We start from the raw sequence: 18,135 nt of genomic DNA on the forward strand, positions 1-18,135 counted from the left end.
TTGGGGTTATCCCGCTAAAGGGGCGGAGGGGTAACGGGTTATCCCGTGACCCTGGTGAAGCCCAAGGGCTGAGAATTAGATATAAATTCATGAAAATTCAATGAAGCCCAAACCCCTTAGATTATAATGCCATCAGTTTTGAACAAACTATTAATATATGAATAAGGGAAGAATTTAAATTTTCAGTAAAATTAAAAACTTAAATAAAAACATAATTAAGAACAGTATATGAGAACATGGGGAAAAGGGGAACTCTTTCATAATTTAGTAAGGTTGATCTATTTAATATGCTTGATATAAAATGTTTGCAGAGGTAAAATAATTTAATACCCCTCTCAAATAGTATAGATTAGGATCATGGCGATAAACTTGAGGATTACATTATCTTGGGAATATTGTGATATTTGTAAAAGAAGGGTAGCAACAAGCAATTGCAGGATAGATAACAAAGAATTTATAAGAGTATGCCCTTACTGCAAAACTTTACTATCAGATATAATAGATTGCGGAGATAAAACAGCTAAAAAGTATCAAAGAAGGTCAACAATTAAAAATAGTAAAGGTATTAATGAAACGCTCTTAGAGAATATAGATAGATATTTAAAGAATACAAAAAGGAGTTAATAATTGCAAAATACAATAGATTGGGGGCGAGGTAAGTGGTGCAGAGTTCAATGATGTTTTGCCCAAAATGTGGAAGTATAATGAAGCCAAAACATATAGAAGGCAAAACGTATCTAGTTTGCCCAAAATGTGGATATAAAATAGAAGCTGATCAAAATAGCTTGTCGAATGCTTTAAAGGTAAAAGAAAAGATCCAGCACACTCCTAAAGATAAGACCATAGTTATCGACTCCGATTCTCCACCTCCGACAGCACAGGTATTAAAGGGTAGTATAAGATGTCCTAAGTGTGGTAATGATGAAATATTGGCTTGGATGATGCAAACAAGAGCTGCAGATGAGCCTCCAACAAGATTTTATAAATGTAAAAGATGTGGATATACTTGGAGGGAATATGCTTAACAGTTAAATAAAACCTAGATCTTAAATGTAATTACTAATAAAGCTTTATATTTAGCGTATATTAAGTAGTTTTGAGCCAAGCAGGTGAGGAGAAATGAAATACATTGTTGCATCAGCATGGCCATATTCAGATTTCATTCCACATTTAGGAACTGTTCTTCATTTATTAAGCGCAGATGTATATGCAAGGTATCTTAAAGCATTAGGAAATGATGTCATATTTGTTACAGGCAGCGATGAGCATGGAACTCCAATAGAATTAGAAGCAAGGAAAAGAAAAGTTAAACCTAAAGAATTAACTGACCAAGTTCATGAATACATGGTAAATTTATTTAAAGAGTTCAATTTTGATTTCAGTTTATTCTCAAGAACAGAAAGTGAAGTTCATAAAGAATTCGTTAAAGAATTTTTAATGAAAATTTATGAAAAGGGCTATATTTTTCCAATGGAAGAAGAGCTTCCTTATTGTTTAAATGATAAAATGTTTTTGCCAGATAGATATGTTGTAGGAACATGCCCTTATTGCGGATTTGATCAAGCTCATGGCGATCAATGCGATAAATGCGGTAGGTTATTATCACCTAGAGATTTGATAAACCCTAGGTGTTCTTTATGTGGATCAACTCCTGTTTGGATAAGGACAAAAAATTACTTTATAGACTTATCTAAGGTTCAAGAGAAGTTACTTAACTGGCTTATTAATAATAGTGAATTGGATGATAATGTTAAAAATTATAGTATATCATGGGTAAAGCATGGATTGAAGCCGAGAAGCATAACAAGAGATATAAGTTGGGGTATAGAATCTCCTTTTCCGGATACTCAAAATAAAACTATTTATGTATGGTTTGACGCTCTTTTAGGTTATTTAAGTGCAACTAAAGAATATTTAATGAAAATTGGGAAAGAAAATGATGCATGGAAAGAATATTGGCAAGACAAAGAAACCAAATCCATATATTTTATAGGAAAAGACAACATACCTTTTCACGCTATTGTGCTGCCTGCCATGCTAATTGCATCAGAGGAAGATTACATCCTTCCATGGAAAATAAATTCTACAGAGTATTTGATGTATGAAGGCCAAAAATTCAGTAAGAGTAGGAAAATAGGTATATGGCTTGATGAGGCAATAAATATAGCACCGGCAGAATATTGGAGATGGGTATTAATTAGAACTAGGCCTGAAGGAGGAGATTCTAATTTCACCTGGAAAGAATTTGTAAAAATAGTAAACAATGAATTAAATGATGATATTGGTAATTTTATTTATAGAGTATTTTCGTTATTGAAATCAAGATTTAATGGCGTCATACCTGAACCAGAAAAACTAGAAGGTATAGATATAGAAACAAATAAAATTGCCTATTCCTATATAAACGAATATAAACAAAGTTTGGATGAAGTTAGGCTTAAAAAAGCAACAGATAGCATTTTATCAATAGCAAGACTTGGAAACAAATATCTTAACGATAGAGCTCCGTGGGAGTTATATCGCAAAGACATTAAACTTGCAAAGGGGGTTATGAACGTTTCTGCTAATATTATAAAGAATATATCATTGCTTTTATATCCATTTATGCCTTCAACTTCCAATATTATTTGGAAGCAATTGGGTTATAGCACAAATATATATGAGGTTAAATGGAATGAAATTCTATACAATGATGTAGAATTTGGAATGAAATTAAATGAAATTGAACCAATTTTTAAGAAATTACCAGATGACTTTTTAGATAACATAGATAATATAATAAAGAAAGCAAGAGAGGAGGCAAATTCAAAGAGACCACATTTGTTGAAGGAAATCAACATAGCTAAATCTTAATAAATAATATATAAAAGCACATGATACCGACTAAATATTAGCGGTATGATGACGTGGGCAACCAATGATGGAGGGATGAAATACCTAGTCTCACTCTGACCGCAAATGTTTGTAAAATACGCTAATACTTTCTGAATTTTTTTATTTTAAATTGAAAACTGTTACAAAAAGTAAAATTTTATATCTCTTAACTTATCTATAATAGAAAGGATGTACGTAAAATAGGTTGAGAATTTAATGGGGTGTACTTTGTGTCAAGTAGTAGAATTACTGGATTGGTTAAGGTAGATTCCAAAGGCAGGATAACGATACCTCAAACCATGAGGGAAAACTTAGGTATAGAACCAGGAATGCTAGTTGCATTATTAGCTGATAGTGATAAAAAAGAAATAGTAATAAGCCCTATATTATCTGAAAATGCTAAAGTCTTAGAGATAAGCATTGATATGATAGATAAACCGGGATCGTTAGCAAAGGTTATTGATAAAATTGCAGAGTATAAAATAGACATTATTGCAAATAGATGCACATCTATAACAAGGAGAGAGGAAGGAGAGTGCACATTTATTATAGACATTAGTCAGAGTTCTATCGATGCTGATAAACTAAAATCAGCATTAGAATCTATCGATGTTGTTACCCAGGTAAGAGTAAAGCAATTTGAAGTTCCTTCATATTAAACTTGTTTTTGAATAAAATTTACTAAATAATTTATTTAAATTTATTTCATTATAGCATAAAAGGATTTTAAAGGAGTATAAATAACTAGGAATTGCTAGAAAGCGCGCGAGCCAGTTAGGTGAAAGAAATGTCGATTGAACTGAAACCAGAATGGAAGCGATTTAAATATAGAGGAAAGACTTTAGAAGAATTACTAAATATGCCTATGGACGAATTAGTAAAGTTATTTCCATCAAGATCTAGGAGAAGCTTAACGAGGGGTTTTACGCCTTCTCAGAAAACATTGTTAGCTAAGATCAGAGCTCTTAGGAAGGCTATTCAGCAGGATCCTAGCAAAGTAAATACAGTAATCAAAACTCATGTTAGGGATTTAGTTATATTGCCAGAAATGATTGGGTTAACAATAGCAGTTCATAATGGTAAGGAATACGTTTCGGTAAAAATAACCCCAGAAATGATTGGGCATAGACTTGGAGAATATAGCCATACAACAAAAACTGTTCATCATGGAGAGCCTGGATTAAAGGCATCTAAGAGCAGCTTGCATGTAGCTGCTAAAGTGTGAGGTGATTTAATTGCCAGAATGGAGTTATTCAGTTAAAATTCCCGACGAAAGTAAAATTGCAAAAGCAGTAATTAGGGAAGTTCCTGTACATCCTAAGGTAATAGTTGAGATAGCAAAGGCAATAAATGGTATGAATTTAAAGAAAGCTGAAAAATTCTTAGAAAATGTAATTGAACAGAAAGAGCCAATACCATTTAGAAGATCTAACAAAAAGGTTTCTCATAAAAGAGGTTTAAGCGATAGATGGGGCGTACCTTCTGGTAGATATCCCATCAAAGCTTCTAGATATGTTTTAAAATTGCTAGAAAATGTGGAAAATAATGCAGAAAATAAAGGATTAGAAGTAGATAAATTAGTTATATCTCACATAGGTGTGAGCAAGGGCCTAACATTAAAAAGAGCTATGCCTAGAGCCTTCGGAAGAGCTGATATAATTAGAAAATTCAGGTCAAATGTAGAAGTGATAGTTAGAATGGAGGGATGAAGTTATGTCTAGAATAAAAAAATACTTCTTAGATCAGGCAATGCTTAGAGCAAAGATAGATGAATATCTTGCTCAAAACTTCTATACAGCGGGATATTCTGGAGTTCATATAATTCAAAGTGGTCTTGGCACAAGAATTCACATATATGCGGAAAGACCTGCACTTATAATTGGTAGGAAAGGAGCAACAATTAGAAGGTTGCAAGGAGTGTTCCAGAAAGTCTTTGGTTTAGAAAACGCTCAAGTAACTGTTAGTCAACCAGATAATATGGAGCTTAATGCAAGAGTTCAAGCATTTAGAGTTGCTAGATCTTTAGAAATGGGTTATCATTTTAGAAGGGTTGCTATGGCAACATTAAGGAGAATAATAGAAGCTGGTGCTATTGGGGCAGAAATAGTAATAAGCGGTAAATTAACGAATGAAAGAGCTAAATTTGAGAAGCTTCAAATGGGTAAGGTAATCAAAACTGGGGATATTGTGGATCAATATGTTGATAAAGCAGTTTCAGGTGCAAAACTTCCTCAAGGAGTTTATGGTGTGAGGGTTATTATAGTTAAGCAACAGGCATCACAACCGCATATATATGAGAAAGGAGAAGATGAAATCAAAAATGTTATTCAATCTTTAAGGGAGCAGGTAGAAGAAATTAAATCTGTGGAAGGACAAGAAAAACTAGAGGAAATGATGGAAGAAATAAGTGAAGAAAAGGAGGTTGAGGAAGGTGGGGAAATACAAGCTCAAAATGAGTGAACTGAGAAAAATGCAGGATGAAGAAATTAAGAAAATATTAAATGATACGATATCTGATTTGACAGTATTAAGGCATAAGGCATCTACAGGTTCACTTGATAATCCAGCTAGAATAAAACAGCTTAGAAAAAATAAGGCCAGAATCTTGACATTACTTAATGAAAAGAAAAAGACTCAAAGTAAATAAATGTGACCTTTTTTGAAAATAAATAGAAAAAATTTATTATATCATGAAATAATTGGATTAGAAGTTTGTATCATTAAGCATTTGGATCCTTCTTTAGAAGGTAAATGTGGAAGAATATTTTATGAAACAAAAAATACTATAGTTTTGGAAACAGATAAAGATAAATTAAAAATTTTAAAAAAAGGGGCAGTTCTTGAATTTAGAGTCGATAGTGAAAAAATAATTATTTTAGGAGACGAGTTGATAGGAAGGCCTGAAGACAGAGCTAAAAATATATTAAAATGATATTTGTTATTGTTTAATACAAATTACTTTTTAGATAATTTTTTACTTTTTAGCTTAATGCTTTAGATTTATGATTATTTGAATTGAAAAAGCATGTTACAAATCTCTAAACATGATTTTGTAAGTCTATATTTTGTTTTTATTTATACGTAATAATATTTAAATTTTGTAATTAGAGTAGTTTTAAAAAGTATCAAGTTTCAAAGAATAAAGGCGAATAATATTGTTTATTAATTTGAAAGATGGAAGAATAATTGAGCTTAGGGAAGCAAATCCAAAGGATTCAGAAAAGATCATAGCGTTTTGGTCTAAGTTAATTAATGATTTTACTTCATATAGGCTATTCAATTATACAGGTAAACTTAGCAAACCAGATGTGCTAGAAAATAGAATTAAAAACAAAGAAATAAATATTGATCTGGCTATAAGCGATAACTATGTTGTTGGTGATGTGATAGTTACTATAGGCCCGAAATTTGGCATTATGCTCCAACCTCACATAGCAGAAATCGCGTATGGTTTATCTGAAGAGTTCAGAGGAACTGGTCTTATCTATGCTCAAATTTTTAGTGCGGTTTTCAAAATTGATGTCAAATATATTATGGCTTATGTTGATCTTGAGAATATAAGATCTATAAAAATATTAGAAAACTTAAAGTGCGAAAAGAAAGCAGAATTGCCTGAATTTATTTATGATAACATTAAAAAGAAATTAAAAACTCTTCTTCTTTATATGTGCAATAAAGACCTGTTGGTTAGTGAAGCTCAAAAAAAGATTAAACAATTCGGGATAAATATTAAAGATTAGCACATAATCTAATTAATTAGGTTATTAATGTTTACTTTTAGAATAATATATATAAAAATAATAAAAATGTCATTTGTTATCTAACATAGCAAGAAAATCTATTAGCTCTTTTAATTTTTAGGAATATATAGGTTTCATATTGTAAGAGTTCCAATAGAGTTTATAAGTATCATTTTTTACTTTTTGATGTGCGGTAAAATAAGGAATCGCGATAGGTGTAAGGTTAATGCCAGAGCAGAAAACAATAAAGAATTTGCAGATACCTGGGGTGGTTCCGCCCCAAAAAAGCTGTAGTGATCCGTATTGCCCATGGCATGGATCACTTAAAGTTAGAGGTGTATTATTAGAAGCTGTTGTTGAAAAGCTAAGAACAAAGGAAAGTGCAGTTGTAAGGCATGAGTATTTGTATTATGATCGTAAGTATAAAAGATACGAGTGGAGGAGAACTAAAAAGCACGTGCATGTTCCTGCATGTTTAGATATAAAGGAAGGAGATAAAGTATTAATTGGTGAAACTAGACCATTATCAAAAACTATAAAGTTTGTAATCTTAGGTAAGCATACATAAGGGGTGCTAAATAAATGCCAAAGAGGAAGAAATATGGAGCAGTGCTTTCAAGAAGAGGATTAAGTGCAGGTCTTCAAGTTGGTTCAACAGCATTTGTAGCAGATAACAGTGGAGCTAAGGAAGCTTTAATTGTTGATGTTCCATTAGTGAAGACCAGGGTTAGGAGATTAGCAAGAGCAACTGTTGGGGATTTAGTGGTAGTGTCTATTAAGAAAGGAACTCCTCAAGTTAGAAAGCAAATAAGTTATGCTGTTGTTATAAGACAGAAAAGACCTTATAAAAGGTCTGATGGTACTTGGATATCATTTAACGACAATGCACTAGTTTTGGTTAATCCTGATGGAACTCCCAAAGGGAGCGAAATAAGAGGTGCAGTTCCAAAAGAAGTAGCAGAAAGATGGCCTACGGTAGCTAAGCTTGCTACCTCAATTATATGAGGTGTTATATATGATGAAATCATCTAGTCCTAGGAAACAGCGTAAGTTTTTATTTAATATGCCTCTTCATTTGAAACATAAGTTGGTAACTGTACAATTAAGTAAAGAACTAAGAGAAAAATTTGGAATTAGAAACATGCCATTAAGAGTAGGCGATAAGGTTAAAGTTGTTAAAGGATCATATAAAGGAAAATCAGGTAAGGTATCAGAGGTAGATCTAAAAAGATTGTTTGTTAAAATTGAGGGTATTACAAGGAAAAAAGCCGATGGGACAGAAATACCTGTCAAATTTAGGCCTTGGAATCTAGTCATCACTGATTTAGATTTAAAAGACGAAGAAAGAAAGAAAATTGTACAGAGGAGAGGAGGAAAAATGGTAACGCAAGAAGAAAAAAGTGTTTCAGAAGCTAAAGTTGAAGAAAAACAGCCAGAAGAAAAAGAGGGTGAAAAGTAATGGGTAATATGGGAGGAAGCAGATCTATTAAAGCAAAGGCAGCACCAGTATTTTGGCCTGTTCCAAGAAAAGTTAGACCATGGACTGTTAAACCATCTCCAGGTCCACATAAAGTTGAACAAAGCCTTCCTTTAATGTTAGTTTTAAGGGATTTATTAAAATATGCCGAATCCGGCAAGGAAGCAATTAAAATAATTGCTGAAGGGAAAATTAAGGTTGATGGAAAAGTAGTAAGGGATTATAAATATCCTTTAAGTGCTATGGATGTATTGGAAATACCTGAGAATGATGAATATTATAGAGTAATTCCCTATCCTACAGATTATCTTAGGTTGCATAAAATATCTAAAGAGGAAGCTAGTATTAAACCTGTTAGGATAGAAAATAAAACGGTAGTGAAAGGCGGTAATATACAATTGAACCTTAGCGGAGGTAGAAATATATTAATTAAACTAAATGAAAAAGAGAAGAAGGAAGTTCCGTATAATACATTGGATACTTTACTAATAGGGTTACCAAATCAAGATATAAAAGATCATATACCATTCCAAATCGGGGATTCAGCATTAATAGTTTGGGGAAAGAACGTAGGTAGGTTAGGCAAGCTAGTATCTATAAATAAACAATGGGGCTGGAAATGGACTTCAATAACTTTGGAAGGAAAAGATGGTAAAAAGATACAAACAGCTCTTGAATACGTATTAGTTGTAGGAAAAGAGAAACCTGTTATTACATTACCGGAGGAGATAGAGTTATGAGCATAGCTTTGGATGATAATGAGGTAAATAAGATATTAAAGTCATGGGAAGAAAATCCTATGACTAAACCAAGAATAGTTAAGGTAACTGTAAATATTGCGTTAGGCCAATCAGGAGAAAAGTTAGTTAAAATACAAGATTTACTAACTCAACTTACAGGTCAAAAGGCTTCTTTAAGAAGGGCTAAAAAAACTGTAAGGCCTTTTGGTATAAGAAAAGGTGAAAATATAGCAACCATGGTTACATTAAGAGGAGAAAAGGCTTATGCGTTTTTAAAGAAGGCACTTGAAGCAGTTGGCTATAGAATCAAAAAGAGTAGTATTGATAAGTTCGGTAACGTAGGATTTGGAATAACTGAGTATATATTATTGCCAGGAGCTAGATATGATCCTGAAATAGGTATAGTAGGGATGGATGTAATAATAACAGTAGAAAAACCTGGATATAGAATAGAAAAGAGAAAGATTAAAACATCTAAAATGCCGATAAGGCATAGAGTGAAACCAGAGGAAACAATAGTGCTGCTCAGTAAAGAACTTGGAGTCACATTTATATGAGGTGAATGCAATGGGAAAATATAAACCACCAAAAGTAAAAAGTATTGGACGTGGAGCTCAGAAGTGTCAAAGGTGTGGAACAAGAGATGCTGTTATTCAAAAATATGGAATTTATTTATGCAGACAGTGTTTTAGGGAGGTAGCTCCCTCATTAGGGTTTAAGAAATATAAGTAAGGTGATAGATAATGGTAGATGTTTTGGCTTATCATTTATCTTCAATAATGAATTCTGAGCTTAGGGGAGAAAGAGAAGTTGTATTGTTACCCGCTTCAAAGCTCTCGGCATCTGTTCTAAGAGTTCTCCAAAAAGAGGGATATATAGGAGAATTTGAATATGTTGATGATGGTAGATTTGGAAAGTTTAAAGTACAGCTATTAGGAAGAATTAATAAAATAGGTCCAGTTAGGCCAAGGGTTTCTATAAAATATAATGAATTATTAAGGCTTCCGGAGAACTTAAGAAGATTCTTAGCAAGTAGAGATCTTGGTCATCTAATTTTGTCTACAAATCAAGGCGTTATGACTCATAAAGACGCTCTAGTCAAAAAAACTGGAGGAATTATAATAGCATATGTTTATTAAAGCAGATTTATTTTATGTATAAATTATTTTTGTTTTATTAATTAATAAAAATTAGGTTGGAGGTCAAATAATTGGAGAAAAGCTTAATATTTAAAGAGTGGTTTGATTTTTTTGAAAATTTTAAAAAAGACGATATATTTAAAGAAGAGATTTTGAATATACCAAGTTTCCCTGCAATTGCTAACAATAATGGTATCTATGATGTTAGAATTGGCGCCAGTATAAAGTTAACATGGCTGTGCTGCAATACTTACCAACTGAAAATTAATGGTGGAGGCTTGTTGTCGAGTATTCCTGATAAACCAATAAAAAACTTGGTTTTCAATTATAAAAGCTATAGTCCAAATACAGCAATTCAAGATAGTTACATAATTAATCCATTAGGGTTTATTCCTCATGCACCAATTCTTAACGAGCTAAATTATGGAAATTGTTTTAGCTACAATAATAAGAAAATTTATGTAAGAGATTCAGATCCATTTTCAAAAGTAAAGACTCAGGAATGTTTAGAAGTAAAAAAAGTAGAAGGGAAAAGTACTTATAACATAGGTTCTTTACAATTTAATGTTATTGATAGGTATTCTTTAGGCAGGATAAATATATATGAAACTAATATAGGGACCCTTTTTACTAACAACGATATAACACTTTTATTTAATCATGAAAACGAAATAATTTTTAATATACCATATCACGACATTTCATTTTTTATCCTTTATCCTTTTAAGTTTTTTAGATTTCATGCCAGAAAATCTAGTTTTAGAACAAATGTTTTTGTTTTGAATTCAGAAATTGGTTTTGTATCTAACTATGGCTTTGAATTAGAATTTGAATCAGGCCAACTAAAAATAAATTCTTCAAAACCATTTTATATAGTTAAGGGTGGAATTTTAAAATCTTTTAATACTTTAATAGATATTAATACTAATTTTTCATATGGATATGAAATTATAAATCATATAAGAAGCGGTTATTCTTCTGTTATATTAAGTGAAATTAATAATAAAACAATAGAATTTGATATATTTAATGTATCTGGATATAATTCAATAATTGAAATTTTACCTAAAATAAGAACTGAAAAAATGGAAATATGTTCACATCTTGGATGCTACGATATATTAGATAGTGCAGGAATCTATAGAATACCATCGCCTTCAGGTTGCTATTGTAAAGCTAAAATCTATTTAAGCCACGAATCTTCAATTAAAAATAAATTATTAAGTAGTTTGAAAAGTTAGATTCCAGTTGCTTCTCCTTCTTCTTTAGGAACCATTTGTTTTAGTTTATTTTCTGCAGCTGCTTTTATATACGTTATGAAATCTTCTTCATAGGGAACTCCCACAAAAGATACTACACCATTTAATGCTATTGCTGGTACGCTCATTACACCGTATTTTTCTGCTATATCCATATTTTCATAAGCTTCTACCGTTTCAGAGAGTATTTTCGGATTATTTTGTTTGTATGCTTCATATGCAAACATGTTTGATAATAGCACTGCGTAAGGGCAATATGGGCATGAGGGAGTTATAACAGTCTCTATATGTACATTACCTTTTAGTTTTGCAAGCTCTTCTCTTGTTTCTTTTTCTAATCCTGAGTCATTCTCGCTTATCCTCATTATTGTCTCAATAAATCCTCTTATTTCTTCTCCTGCAGGTATTCCACTATACTTTATTAACCCGCCTATGAGAGTTACTGCTGGAACTCTTTCAACTCCTTGTTTTTGAAATTCCTTTAGATCTTCTTGATTTGATTTATTATATATTTTAACTTCAATCATTTTTTTACCATTTTTTATAGGTGAAGCATCTGCTATAGTATTTATTAGTTTTATTGTATCTTCGCATGTTTCACATTCTTCATCAACAAATACGCTAATTGTTACCGGATTTACCATATATGCAAGAGTTTCTTTTAGTTCATTTATAAATGATTCGTCAAGATCTAAATCATAATACTTTCCCGACACTTTTTTCACCCTATCAGCATACTATTAGCTAAAAACCAGAGATTATAAACTCGCGTTAAATAAAATAGCTTTAATAATAAATCTTAAAATGATGAAAGAAAATATTATTATTTTAGAATTCATATAGATATTATGGGCAAAGGATAGTGGAAGAAAAAACTAAAAAACCAATAATATTAATAATAGATATTGATGATGATATAGGTAACGTTACTGGTAGGTCTCTGATATTTGGTAAAGATGAAGTTATGAAGGCTGCTATAGATTTCGCAGAAAAGAGGCCAGAAGATTCTGACACAAATGCAATATTTGCAGGTCTTAATTTATATGAGAATTTAAAAGCAACGAGCAATGATCCTGAGATAGCTATAGTAGGGGGTCATGCAACAAACAACATGTTGGCTCAAATCCTTATCAAAGATAGGGTTAAACAATTGCTAGAAAAAATTGGCAATAAAGATGTGGAATTTTATTTGGTAAGTGATGGTACCGATGAGCTTTTGGTAGCGGAGGTATTAAGGGAGCTTGCACCAATAGCAGGTATGAGAAGGGTTATAGTTGAACAGCATCTAGGTGTAGAAGGAAGCTATTTCTTACTAGCAAGATATATAAGAAAGGCTATAGATGATCCTAAATATTCAAAATATTTCTTAGGTATACCAGGCATATTAATTGCTTTATTTGGTATATTATCTGTATTTGGGTACATATTTTTGGCATTAAAAATTATACTAGCTGTTTTAGGAGTGTTTTTAATATTAAAAGGATTTAATGTAGAGGATAGAGCTTATAGTCTATTAACGGGGTTTGCCAAATATTTAAGAGAAACTAGTCATTTTCAGATAGCAGGTATAGGTATATTAGGGGTGACTATTTTGGCTAGTGTTCTTGCCGGATATTATTCAGCAATAAGTAAAGAAAACCTCATAATATTTTCAGGTAGCATAATAGCTAATTCAATACCAATTTTGCTTGCTGGATTTACATTGTATATAGTTGTTTCTAGAATATTTTACAAGGTAACAAAAAGTAACTTAAATATATTGAAAGAAACAGCATCAATAGCAATAATTATTTCTTTAGCCTTCGCATTTGCTCAGTTAGGAGTAACATTAGAAAATTATGGATTAAAAGTAGGAATAATTACCGGATCGGAAATAATTAATTTGTTTATAGGGAGTGGATTTCTTTTATATAGTGTTGCCGGTGCTGGAGTTGCAGCTTTAATTGAGTTGGCTGACTATTTATATTTTAGGCGTTTGAAGAGGGAAGAGAAATAAAATGTCAAAAGAAAACTACTTAGAGTTAGCAATGGAAAAAGGAAAAATGTCAGTAAAAGCTTGTAATAACAAAGATTTTTGTGAGCAATTAGAAAAAAATGGTTTAATGGTAAATAATTATATAAGCAGTTTGGAAGGTTCATATTTAGTTGCTATTGAGAGGGCAAATATGAATGGCCAAACGAGTTGGAAAAAAGCACTAGAAATCATAAAATATTATAAAATACCTTTAAATATTTTTTTAGTTTATTTTGATTTAAGGAGAAGAGGAAGAAGGGTTTGGGAAGGTTCAAGAGATAATACTCTTATCTCCGAAACAGCCAATCTTAAGAAATTTGAGGTTTTAGTATTAGGGGAAGGTAATTCGATAACTACTTCTCAGATTGCAGAGTGGAGTAATTTAGCTGTTGCAGATTCTCATATACCAGTTATAGCCATAGTTGATAAAAATGGAGAAATAACATACTATGAGTCAAGGTTATTTTATTTTAATTTATTATCTGAGTAATAATATAACTAACAATGTAGATAGTAAGCTTGGCATAAGTGTTGGAATTTTACCTCTATATAATATTGAAATAGGTAAAACGGTTAATGGAGAAAGGGATGCTATTATAATTTTTGAAAAAGAAAACATGTTATAGTTAATTGGTATGAATTGGTATGAATTGAGAAAAGTACTAGAAATAATATTAATGGCAAATATTGATATTAGTGGAGAAATAATAGCAATCGACATCATAAAGATTGACTGTGCTTTTATAGAGTTTGATAGTCTTCTAGATTCTTCAATTATTAGTCTAATTCCTTCTATGGCATTGCTAACTCCTATTTTTCCAGCTATTTTTTCTGATTCCAAAATAGCTTGAATTATATTGTTTGCTAATATTTTAGCTCTGTTTAACTCTAAATCAAACCTTTTTCCAATCTTTGCTTTTTCTGAGGCTGTTCTTAAATTTGATAAAGCTATATCAATTCTTTTCTCTGTTTCTCTATAATAAAATTCTAATATTATAGAGCCTATTATAAGCGGTATTAATGAAAAGTAAACCATGCTTTTTAATATGAGAAAAGAAGAGATTAATGGGAATACTATGGATAAAATTTCAACGAAATAGTTGTCTTGAGGCTCACCTATTTTTGGTCTCAATAAGAGCAGCAGGATAGAAATTAAAGGAATGAAAAATAATCCAAAGACTAATACAATAAATAATAAGTTTGATCCATTAAATAATATTAATATTGCTAATACGCCTATTGATAAAATAATCCCTATGCTGATTTCCACAAATTCCTTACCCAGCTCTATATAATTTTTCCATCCATCCCTTATTCCATAAATTGCATACTTATATAAAAGCATTGCAATTTTATTCTTCGAAGTCCCCATATATTCTGATTGAACATAATCTACAATAAGCCTCTTAAATCTTAAATTAGGTGTCGTTTCACCCAGTTTGGATAAAGCCTTTCTACTATCTTGGGTAAAATTCAAAATAATTTTAAGTCTTTCAATTTCTTTCTTTATATACTTTAATTTTAAGGAATCTGGCATAGTTAGCAATAAATCTATAAGGTTTCTTGTTGTAGAGGCATATGGTATTAGAAATGCCAAAAGAGATGGTAACTCATATTCGATTCCATTATTTAAGATCTTAAGCCAAATCTCTGGAATCCAAAAATCAGAAAAGAAAAACAATATTGAAATTAAACTTAGCAAAGAAACAATAAAAAATTTATGGACTATTATTAGGTAAATTAAAATAATAAACATTAAAAAAGAGATCATTTTAAGTAGTCTACTTACTTTTTTAATTAGAATTATGGTTTTTATATCTAGTTTTAAGTAATCAAACTTTTTAATATAGATGCTTATCATAATACATCTCCATATTTTTCTACATAGTATCTTGATAAAGAAACATAGAAATCTTCAGGGCTTTTCCCTATGGTATTTTCTAAAAATTCTATTCTAGATTTCATTTCTTCAGAGATTTCATTATAATTGAACCCAAGTCTGTTGCTTGCAATCTCTAGTTTCTTGCTTTTTCTTACGATATTATCTATATCATTCGTTTGATATCCTAGCTTGTATATATTTAATAATTCCTCATCATCAACTTCGTCTATTTCATATACCCTTCTTATCGCCTTTCCTCCTAAGGAAGGTAATGTTCTTATTTGGATTATTGCTGTAATTGACTTTATGAAAAGGGAAGGCAACTTTATTGGTTCTAAGGTAAGCCTTGATATTACTCCTTCAGGAGAATCTGAGTGAATTGTAGTCATAGCTCCATAACCACTTGTAGCAGCCTGCGCAAGCACCTTTGCTTCTCTTCCTCTAACTTCTCCTACTATAACATAATCTGCTCTTCTTCTTAATGCATATTTTAATAAGTCTTCCATATTGATTTCTTGGACTTCGCTACCAGGAAGTTTTGGCCTTGTTATAAAAGAATCCCAATTTGGTGAGATTAACTTTAGTTCAGGGGTATCTTCTATTGTAATTACTTTGCTATAAGGTGGTAAAAGACTTGCTATTGATTGTAATAAAGTCGTCTTTCCGCTTCCCATGCTTCCAGATATTATCAAAAATCCCTGCGCCTCAGCCAAAAGCCATATATATGCCGCTATAATGGGGCTTAACACTTTGGATGCAAGTAAATCAGACATGGTCAATGGCTTTTCTGGATATTTTCTTAGAACAAAGTTACTGCCAAAATGGGAGATTTCATTAAGGAACGAAACAGATACCCTATTGCCATCATCTGTTATACCTTCTATATATGGGGTAGTAAGACTAACCACTTTATTTGCTTTTCTAGCAAGTTCAATAACTAAGGAATCAGATTCTTCTTTTTCTAATTTTATATCAACCATGATCCATCTCGATGGAACTAATTTGTGTATAGCGCTTATATTATTAGTATATCCATTATATGATATTTCATCTATATGGGGGTCAATAATTAATGGATAGATTTTTCCATAACCGCTTTTATATTTATTAATTAGATATCTTTCTTCTTCGTTTGTATCCTTTTTCAATCCTGTCAGTAAATCTATATTCATTTCTATTTTTGGTTCATTTATGTAAAGGTGAACTAGATTATCTTCTCCTCTATATACATAATAATTAACTGGGCCTATTTTATATTGTGCAATAACTGACCATTTTGGTGGATTTTTAAAAAGATTATCTTCCTGCTCATAAAAATTTTCTTTTGTATCTTTTTCCTCGGTTTTATTATTTTTAATTATTTTGAAGGCTTTTTCTAAGCCTAGTCTCAATTTAATCACTTTAGATTAACTGGTTGAGTTGACATAATTGTGTTTGATTGTGTATCGTTATATTGTAGAAATATTGATTGCAAACTAGACGACGTATAAACAACAAATGATATTGACTCACCAGGATTAATATATTTATTTATTACATCAGGAACTATATTGTTTGACGATAGTGTTATGTTTTCTTGCGTTCCATTTTGATAAATTCCATATATTCCGGTTATTTTAATTTGACTCTGCATATCGTTTGTGATTTTTATATATATAATTTGGCTATTACTGCTAATTGTCTGTGAGTTTGCTATTATATTTACACCTTGTCCCATATTTTCCATTGTAGTTAAAGATTTTTGGAAATAATTGTAAACAAGAACACCTCCAATTAATGTTGCGCTAATTAAAATAACAGTGCCAATTAAATTAGACAGACTTCTCTTTCTCAAGTTCATTCACCAAATAGATCTTTTATGCTAAAAATTATTTTCATTTCAATATAGAAATGCTTATATAGTACTTAATCCCATAATAAGATCTTTGTGTTAAGCTTTTATTTATGTATGCTATTTAGTAAAAATGTGATGGAAATGGAAATTAAACCAGTTAAAGATGTTAGAATAGATCCAAACATGCCAGTTGAAAAATTGATAGAGATTTATGGAGATATCTATGGGTTTATGGCTGGCCATATTTACGAATCTGCAAATATATTAACTGAAGGTCTAAAGGAATCAAATGTAAGGATTTTGACTTTTACTGGTAATTTAATATCAACAGGTCTAAGGGGGATTATAACTCAACTGATAGAAAAGAAAGCATTTAACGTAATCATAACTACGTGTGGCGCATTAGATCACGATATAGCAAGATCTAATGGAGGCATATACTTTAAAGGATATTTTGAATCTGATGATGAAAATCTTTATAAAAACAATATACATAGACTAGGAAATGTCTTCATACGAATTGATGATTATGGTCTTAAAGTAGAAGAGTTTGTTAAAAAACTAGTTAAAGAAGCAGTTAAAATAAAAAATGAGTGGGGGGTTTACGAGCTTTTGAATTTGGCAGGAAGTATGATAAGTGATGAAAATAGTTTCTTAAGGGCCTCGAGAAACTCAGGCGTAGATGTCTTTGTACCTGGCTGGCCTGATGGAGCTTTCGGCACTGATTTGTTTATGGAATCGCAAAAATACAAAGATTTTAAGGTAAACTATTTCATAGATATGAAAAAACTTTCTGATATATTTTTTGATGAGAAAGAAAAAGCTACAGCGCTTATTATTGGAGGAGGGATCAGCAAGCATCATGCTATTTGGTGGAGTCAATTTAGGAATGGATTAGACTATGTTGTTTATTTAACTACAGCGTCAGAATGGGATGGAAGCCTAAGCGGAGCTATGCCAAGAGAAGCAATAACCTGGGGAAAAGTTAAACCTAAGGCCAAAAAATCTATAGTTTATGGAGATGCAACCATAACATTACCTATATTGGCTGCATCTATTCTTAAAGTATTTTAAAAATTATAATATAAATTTTTTATTAAATTATTAAAACCTTAGTCATATACCTTATACTGGTATTAAGTCCGGTAAGTTAAAAGAATTTAAGAGGTGTAAAAA

At 31.2% G+C, this 18,135-nt stretch carries 25 protein-coding genes; 21 read left to right on the forward strand and 4 right to left on the reverse strand.

Features of this window, described 5'->3' with window-relative positions:
- The first annotated feature begins 357 nt into the window (after positions 1-357).
- The 18 genes from ACP5GV_RS01180 (at position 358) to ACP5GV_RS01265 (ending at position 11,211) form a co-directional block, all read left to right on the forward strand.
- Positions 358-624, forward strand: coding sequence for a hypothetical protein (locus ACP5GV_RS01180; RefSeq protein WP_428069329.1), 267 nt, complete (start codon positions 358-360; stop codon positions 622-624).
- Positions 625-674: 50 nt separating this feature from the next.
- Complete coding sequence (locus ACP5GV_RS01185) at positions 675-1,025, forward strand: RPA12/RPB9/RPC11 RNA polymerase family protein (protein WP_428069338.1); 351 nt, start codon at positions 675-677, stop codon at positions 1,023-1,025.
- A 94-nt stretch (positions 1,026-1,119) separates the two neighbouring features.
- On the forward strand, positions 1,120-2,853 hold the full coding sequence (gene metG / locus ACP5GV_RS01190) for a methionine--tRNA ligase (RefSeq protein WP_428101833.1): 1,734 nt from the start codon (positions 1,120-1,122) through the stop codon (positions 2,851-2,853).
- 251 nt (positions 2,854-3,104) lie between these two features.
- A complete protein-coding gene (locus tag ACP5GV_RS01195) occupies positions 3,105-3,533 on the forward strand; it encodes an AbrB/MazE/SpoVT family DNA-binding domain-containing protein (protein WP_428101836.1) in 429 nt (142 codons plus the stop codon).
- 128 nt (positions 3,534-3,661) lie between these two features.
- Positions 3,662-4,099, forward strand: coding sequence for a 30S ribosomal protein S19 (locus ACP5GV_RS01200; protein ID WP_292320517.1), 438 nt, complete (start codon positions 3,662-3,664; stop codon positions 4,097-4,099).
- A gap of 10 nt (positions 4,100-4,109) precedes the next feature.
- Positions 4,110-4,583, forward strand: coding sequence for a 50S ribosomal protein L22 (gene rplV / locus ACP5GV_RS01205; protein WP_292320515.1), 474 nt, complete (start codon positions 4,110-4,112; stop codon positions 4,581-4,583).
- A gap of 4 nt (positions 4,584-4,587) precedes the next feature.
- The gene (locus tag ACP5GV_RS01210) at positions 4,588-5,334 is read left to right on the forward strand and encodes an uS3 family ribosomal protein (protein WP_428101839.1); all 747 of its coding nucleotides are present in this window, start codon (positions 4,588-4,590) and stop codon (positions 5,332-5,334) included.
- Complete coding sequence (rpmC, locus tag ACP5GV_RS01215; RefSeq protein WP_428069322.1) at positions 5,327-5,521, forward strand: uL29 family ribosomal protein; 195 nt, start codon at positions 5,327-5,329, stop codon at positions 5,519-5,521. The genes ACP5GV_RS01210 and rpmC overlap by 8 nt, the downstream gene beginning before the upstream one ends.
- Positions 5,522-5,533: 12 nt before the next feature.
- A complete protein-coding gene (locus ACP5GV_RS01220) occupies positions 5,534-5,806 on the forward strand; it encodes a ribonuclease P protein component 1 (RefSeq protein ID WP_428069320.1) in 273 nt (90 codons plus the stop codon).
- A gap of 223 nt (positions 5,807-6,029) precedes the next feature.
- Positions 6,030-6,614, forward strand: coding sequence for a GNAT family N-acetyltransferase (locus ACP5GV_RS01225; RefSeq protein WP_428069318.1), 585 nt, complete (start codon positions 6,030-6,032; stop codon positions 6,612-6,614).
- Between the two features lie 226 nt (positions 6,615-6,840).
- Entirely contained in the window at positions 6,841-7,182 is a 342-nt protein-coding gene (locus ACP5GV_RS01230; protein ID WP_292320505.1) for a 30S ribosomal protein S17, read from the forward strand.
- 14 nt (positions 7,183-7,196) lie between these two features.
- The gene (locus tag ACP5GV_RS01235) at positions 7,197-7,619 is read left to right on the forward strand and encodes a 50S ribosomal protein L14 (RefSeq protein ID WP_292320503.1); all 423 of its coding nucleotides are present in this window, start codon (positions 7,197-7,199) and stop codon (positions 7,617-7,619) included.
- 10 nt (positions 7,620-7,629) lie between these two features.
- Positions 7,630-8,073 carry a 50S ribosomal protein L24 gene (gene rplX / locus ACP5GV_RS01240; protein ID WP_292320501.1) on the forward strand — a complete coding sequence of 148 codons (444 nt, stop codon included), beginning with the start codon at positions 7,630-7,632 and terminating at the stop codon, positions 8,071-8,073.
- On the forward strand, positions 8,073-8,831 hold the full coding sequence (locus ACP5GV_RS01245; RefSeq protein ID WP_428069315.1) for a 30S ribosomal protein S4e: 759 nt from the start codon (positions 8,073-8,075) through the stop codon (positions 8,829-8,831). The genes rplX and ACP5GV_RS01245 overlap by 1 nt, the downstream gene beginning before the upstream one ends.
- A complete protein-coding gene (locus ACP5GV_RS01250; RefSeq protein ID WP_292320497.1) occupies positions 8,828-9,388 on the forward strand; it encodes a 50S ribosomal protein L5 in 561 nt (186 codons plus the stop codon). Before ACP5GV_RS01245 ends, ACP5GV_RS01250 begins: the two co-directional genes overlap by 4 nt.
- A gap of 10 nt (positions 9,389-9,398) precedes the next feature.
- On the forward strand, positions 9,399-9,563 hold the full coding sequence (locus ACP5GV_RS01255) for a 30S ribosomal protein S14 (RefSeq protein WP_292320496.1): 165 nt from the start codon (positions 9,399-9,401) through the stop codon (positions 9,561-9,563).
- An 11-nt stretch (positions 9,564-9,574) separates the two neighbouring features.
- Positions 9,575-9,970, forward strand: a complete 396-nt coding sequence (locus ACP5GV_RS01260; protein WP_292320494.1) for a 30S ribosomal protein S8 — start codon at positions 9,575-9,577, stop codon at positions 9,968-9,970.
- Between the two features lie 71 nt (positions 9,971-10,041).
- Positions 10,042-11,211 (forward strand): hypothetical protein, encoded by a 1,170-nt coding sequence (locus ACP5GV_RS01265; RefSeq protein ID WP_428101841.1) that lies wholly within the window; start codon positions 10,042-10,044, stop codon positions 11,209-11,211.
- On the opposite strand, the gene pdo is transcribed toward ACP5GV_RS01265, so the two are convergent.
- The gene (pdo, locus tag ACP5GV_RS01270; protein ID WP_428069311.1) at positions 11,208-11,945 is read right to left on the reverse strand and encodes a protein disulfide oxidoreductase; all 738 of its coding nucleotides are present in this window, start codon (positions 11,943-11,945) and stop codon (positions 11,208-11,210) included. The two genes, ACP5GV_RS01265 and pdo, sit on opposite strands and share 4 nt — an antisense overlap.
- A gap of 146 nt (positions 11,946-12,091) precedes the next feature.
- Here pdo and ACP5GV_RS01275 point away from each other — a divergent pair, with 146 nt between their 5' ends.
- Positions 12,092-13,225, forward strand: a complete 1,134-nt coding sequence (locus tag ACP5GV_RS01275) for a DUF373 family protein (protein WP_428101843.1) — start codon at positions 12,092-12,094, stop codon at positions 13,223-13,225.
- Position 13,226: 1 nt separating this feature from the next.
- The gene (locus tag ACP5GV_RS01280; RefSeq protein WP_428069307.1) at positions 13,227-13,733 is read left to right on the forward strand and encodes a hypothetical protein; all 507 of its coding nucleotides are present in this window, start codon (positions 13,227-13,229) and stop codon (positions 13,731-13,733) included.
- Here ACP5GV_RS01280 and ACP5GV_RS01285 read toward each other — a convergent pair.
- From ACP5GV_RS01285 to ACP5GV_RS01295, 3 genes are read right to left on the reverse strand one after another with little or no spacing between them, the layout of a single operon-like run.
- The gene (locus tag ACP5GV_RS01285; protein WP_428101845.1) at positions 13,722-15,104 is read right to left on the reverse strand and encodes a hypothetical protein; all 1,383 of its coding nucleotides are present in this window, start codon (positions 15,102-15,104) and stop codon (positions 13,722-13,724) included. The two genes, ACP5GV_RS01280 and ACP5GV_RS01285, sit on opposite strands and share 12 nt — an antisense overlap.
- Entirely contained in the window at positions 15,101-16,516 is a 1,416-nt protein-coding gene (locus tag ACP5GV_RS01290) for a type II/IV secretion system ATPase subunit (RefSeq protein ID WP_428101847.1), read from the reverse strand. The genes ACP5GV_RS01285 and ACP5GV_RS01290 overlap by 4 nt, the downstream gene beginning before the upstream one ends.
- Positions 16,517-16,521: 5 nt before the next feature.
- The gene (locus tag ACP5GV_RS01295; protein ID WP_428069301.1) at positions 16,522-16,959 is read right to left on the reverse strand and encodes a hypothetical protein; all 438 of its coding nucleotides are present in this window, start codon (positions 16,957-16,959) and stop codon (positions 16,522-16,524) included.
- 141 nt (positions 16,960-17,100) lie between these two features.
- On the opposite strand from ACP5GV_RS01295, the gene ACP5GV_RS01300 reads away from it, so the two are divergent.
- Positions 17,101-18,033: a deoxyhypusine synthase gene (locus tag ACP5GV_RS01300; protein WP_428101849.1), complete on the forward strand. Its 933-nt coding sequence runs from the start codon at positions 17,101-17,103 to the stop codon at positions 18,031-18,033.
- Positions 18,034-18,135: the final 102 nt, after the last annotated feature.

This window comes from Caldisphaera sp., from assembly GCF_049974385.1.
Lineage (GTDB): Archaea > Thermoproteota > Thermoprotei_A > Sulfolobales > Acidilobaceae > Caldisphaera.

Coding starts and splice junctions, on each gene's coding strand:
- ACP5GV_RS01180 (WP_428069329.1), top strand. CDS start 358: ATGGCGATAAACTTGAGGATTACATTATCTTGGGAATATTGTGATATT.
- ACP5GV_RS01185 (WP_428069338.1), top strand. CDS start 675: ATGATGTTTTGCCCAAAATGTGGAAGTATAATGAAGCCAAAACATATA.
- metG (WP_428101833.1), top strand. CDS start 1,120: ATGAAATACATTGTTGCATCAGCATGGCCATATTCAGATTTCATTCCA.
- ACP5GV_RS01200 (WP_292320517.1), top strand. CDS start 3,662: ATGTCGATTGAACTGAAACCAGAATGGAAGCGATTTAAATATAGAGGA.
- ACP5GV_RS01210 (WP_428101839.1), top strand. CDS start 4,588: ATGTCTAGAATAAAAAAATACTTCTTAGATCAGGCAATGCTTAGAGCA.
- rpmC (WP_428069322.1), top strand. CDS start 5,327: ATGAGTGAACTGAGAAAAATGCAGGATGAAGAAATTAAGAAAATATTA.
- ACP5GV_RS01230 (WP_292320505.1), top strand. CDS start 6,841: ATGCCAGAGCAGAAAACAATAAAGAATTTGCAGATACCTGGGGTGGTT.
- ACP5GV_RS01235 (WP_292320503.1), top strand. CDS start 7,197: ATGCCAAAGAGGAAGAAATATGGAGCAGTGCTTTCAAGAAGAGGATTA.
- rplX (WP_292320501.1), top strand. CDS start 7,630: ATGATGAAATCATCTAGTCCTAGGAAACAGCGTAAGTTTTTATTTAAT.
- ACP5GV_RS01245 (WP_428069315.1), top strand. CDS start 8,073: ATGGGTAATATGGGAGGAAGCAGATCTATTAAAGCAAAGGCAGCACCA.
- ACP5GV_RS01250 (WP_292320497.1), top strand. CDS start 8,828: ATGAGCATAGCTTTGGATGATAATGAGGTAAATAAGATATTAAAGTCA.
- ACP5GV_RS01255 (WP_292320496.1), top strand. CDS start 9,399: ATGGGAAAATATAAACCACCAAAAGTAAAAAGTATTGGACGTGGAGCT.
- ACP5GV_RS01260 (WP_292320494.1), top strand. CDS start 9,575: ATGGTAGATGTTTTGGCTTATCATTTATCTTCAATAATGAATTCTGAG.
- ACP5GV_RS01280 (WP_428069307.1), top strand. CDS start 13,227: ATGTCAAAAGAAAACTACTTAGAGTTAGCAATGGAAAAAGGAAAAATG.
- ACP5GV_RS01285 (WP_428101845.1), bottom strand. CDS start 15,104: ATGATAAGCATCTATATTAAAAAGTTTGATTACTTAAAACTAGATATA.
- ACP5GV_RS01300 (WP_428101849.1), top strand. CDS start 17,101: ATGGAAATTAAACCAGTTAAAGATGTTAGAATAGATCCAAACATGCCA.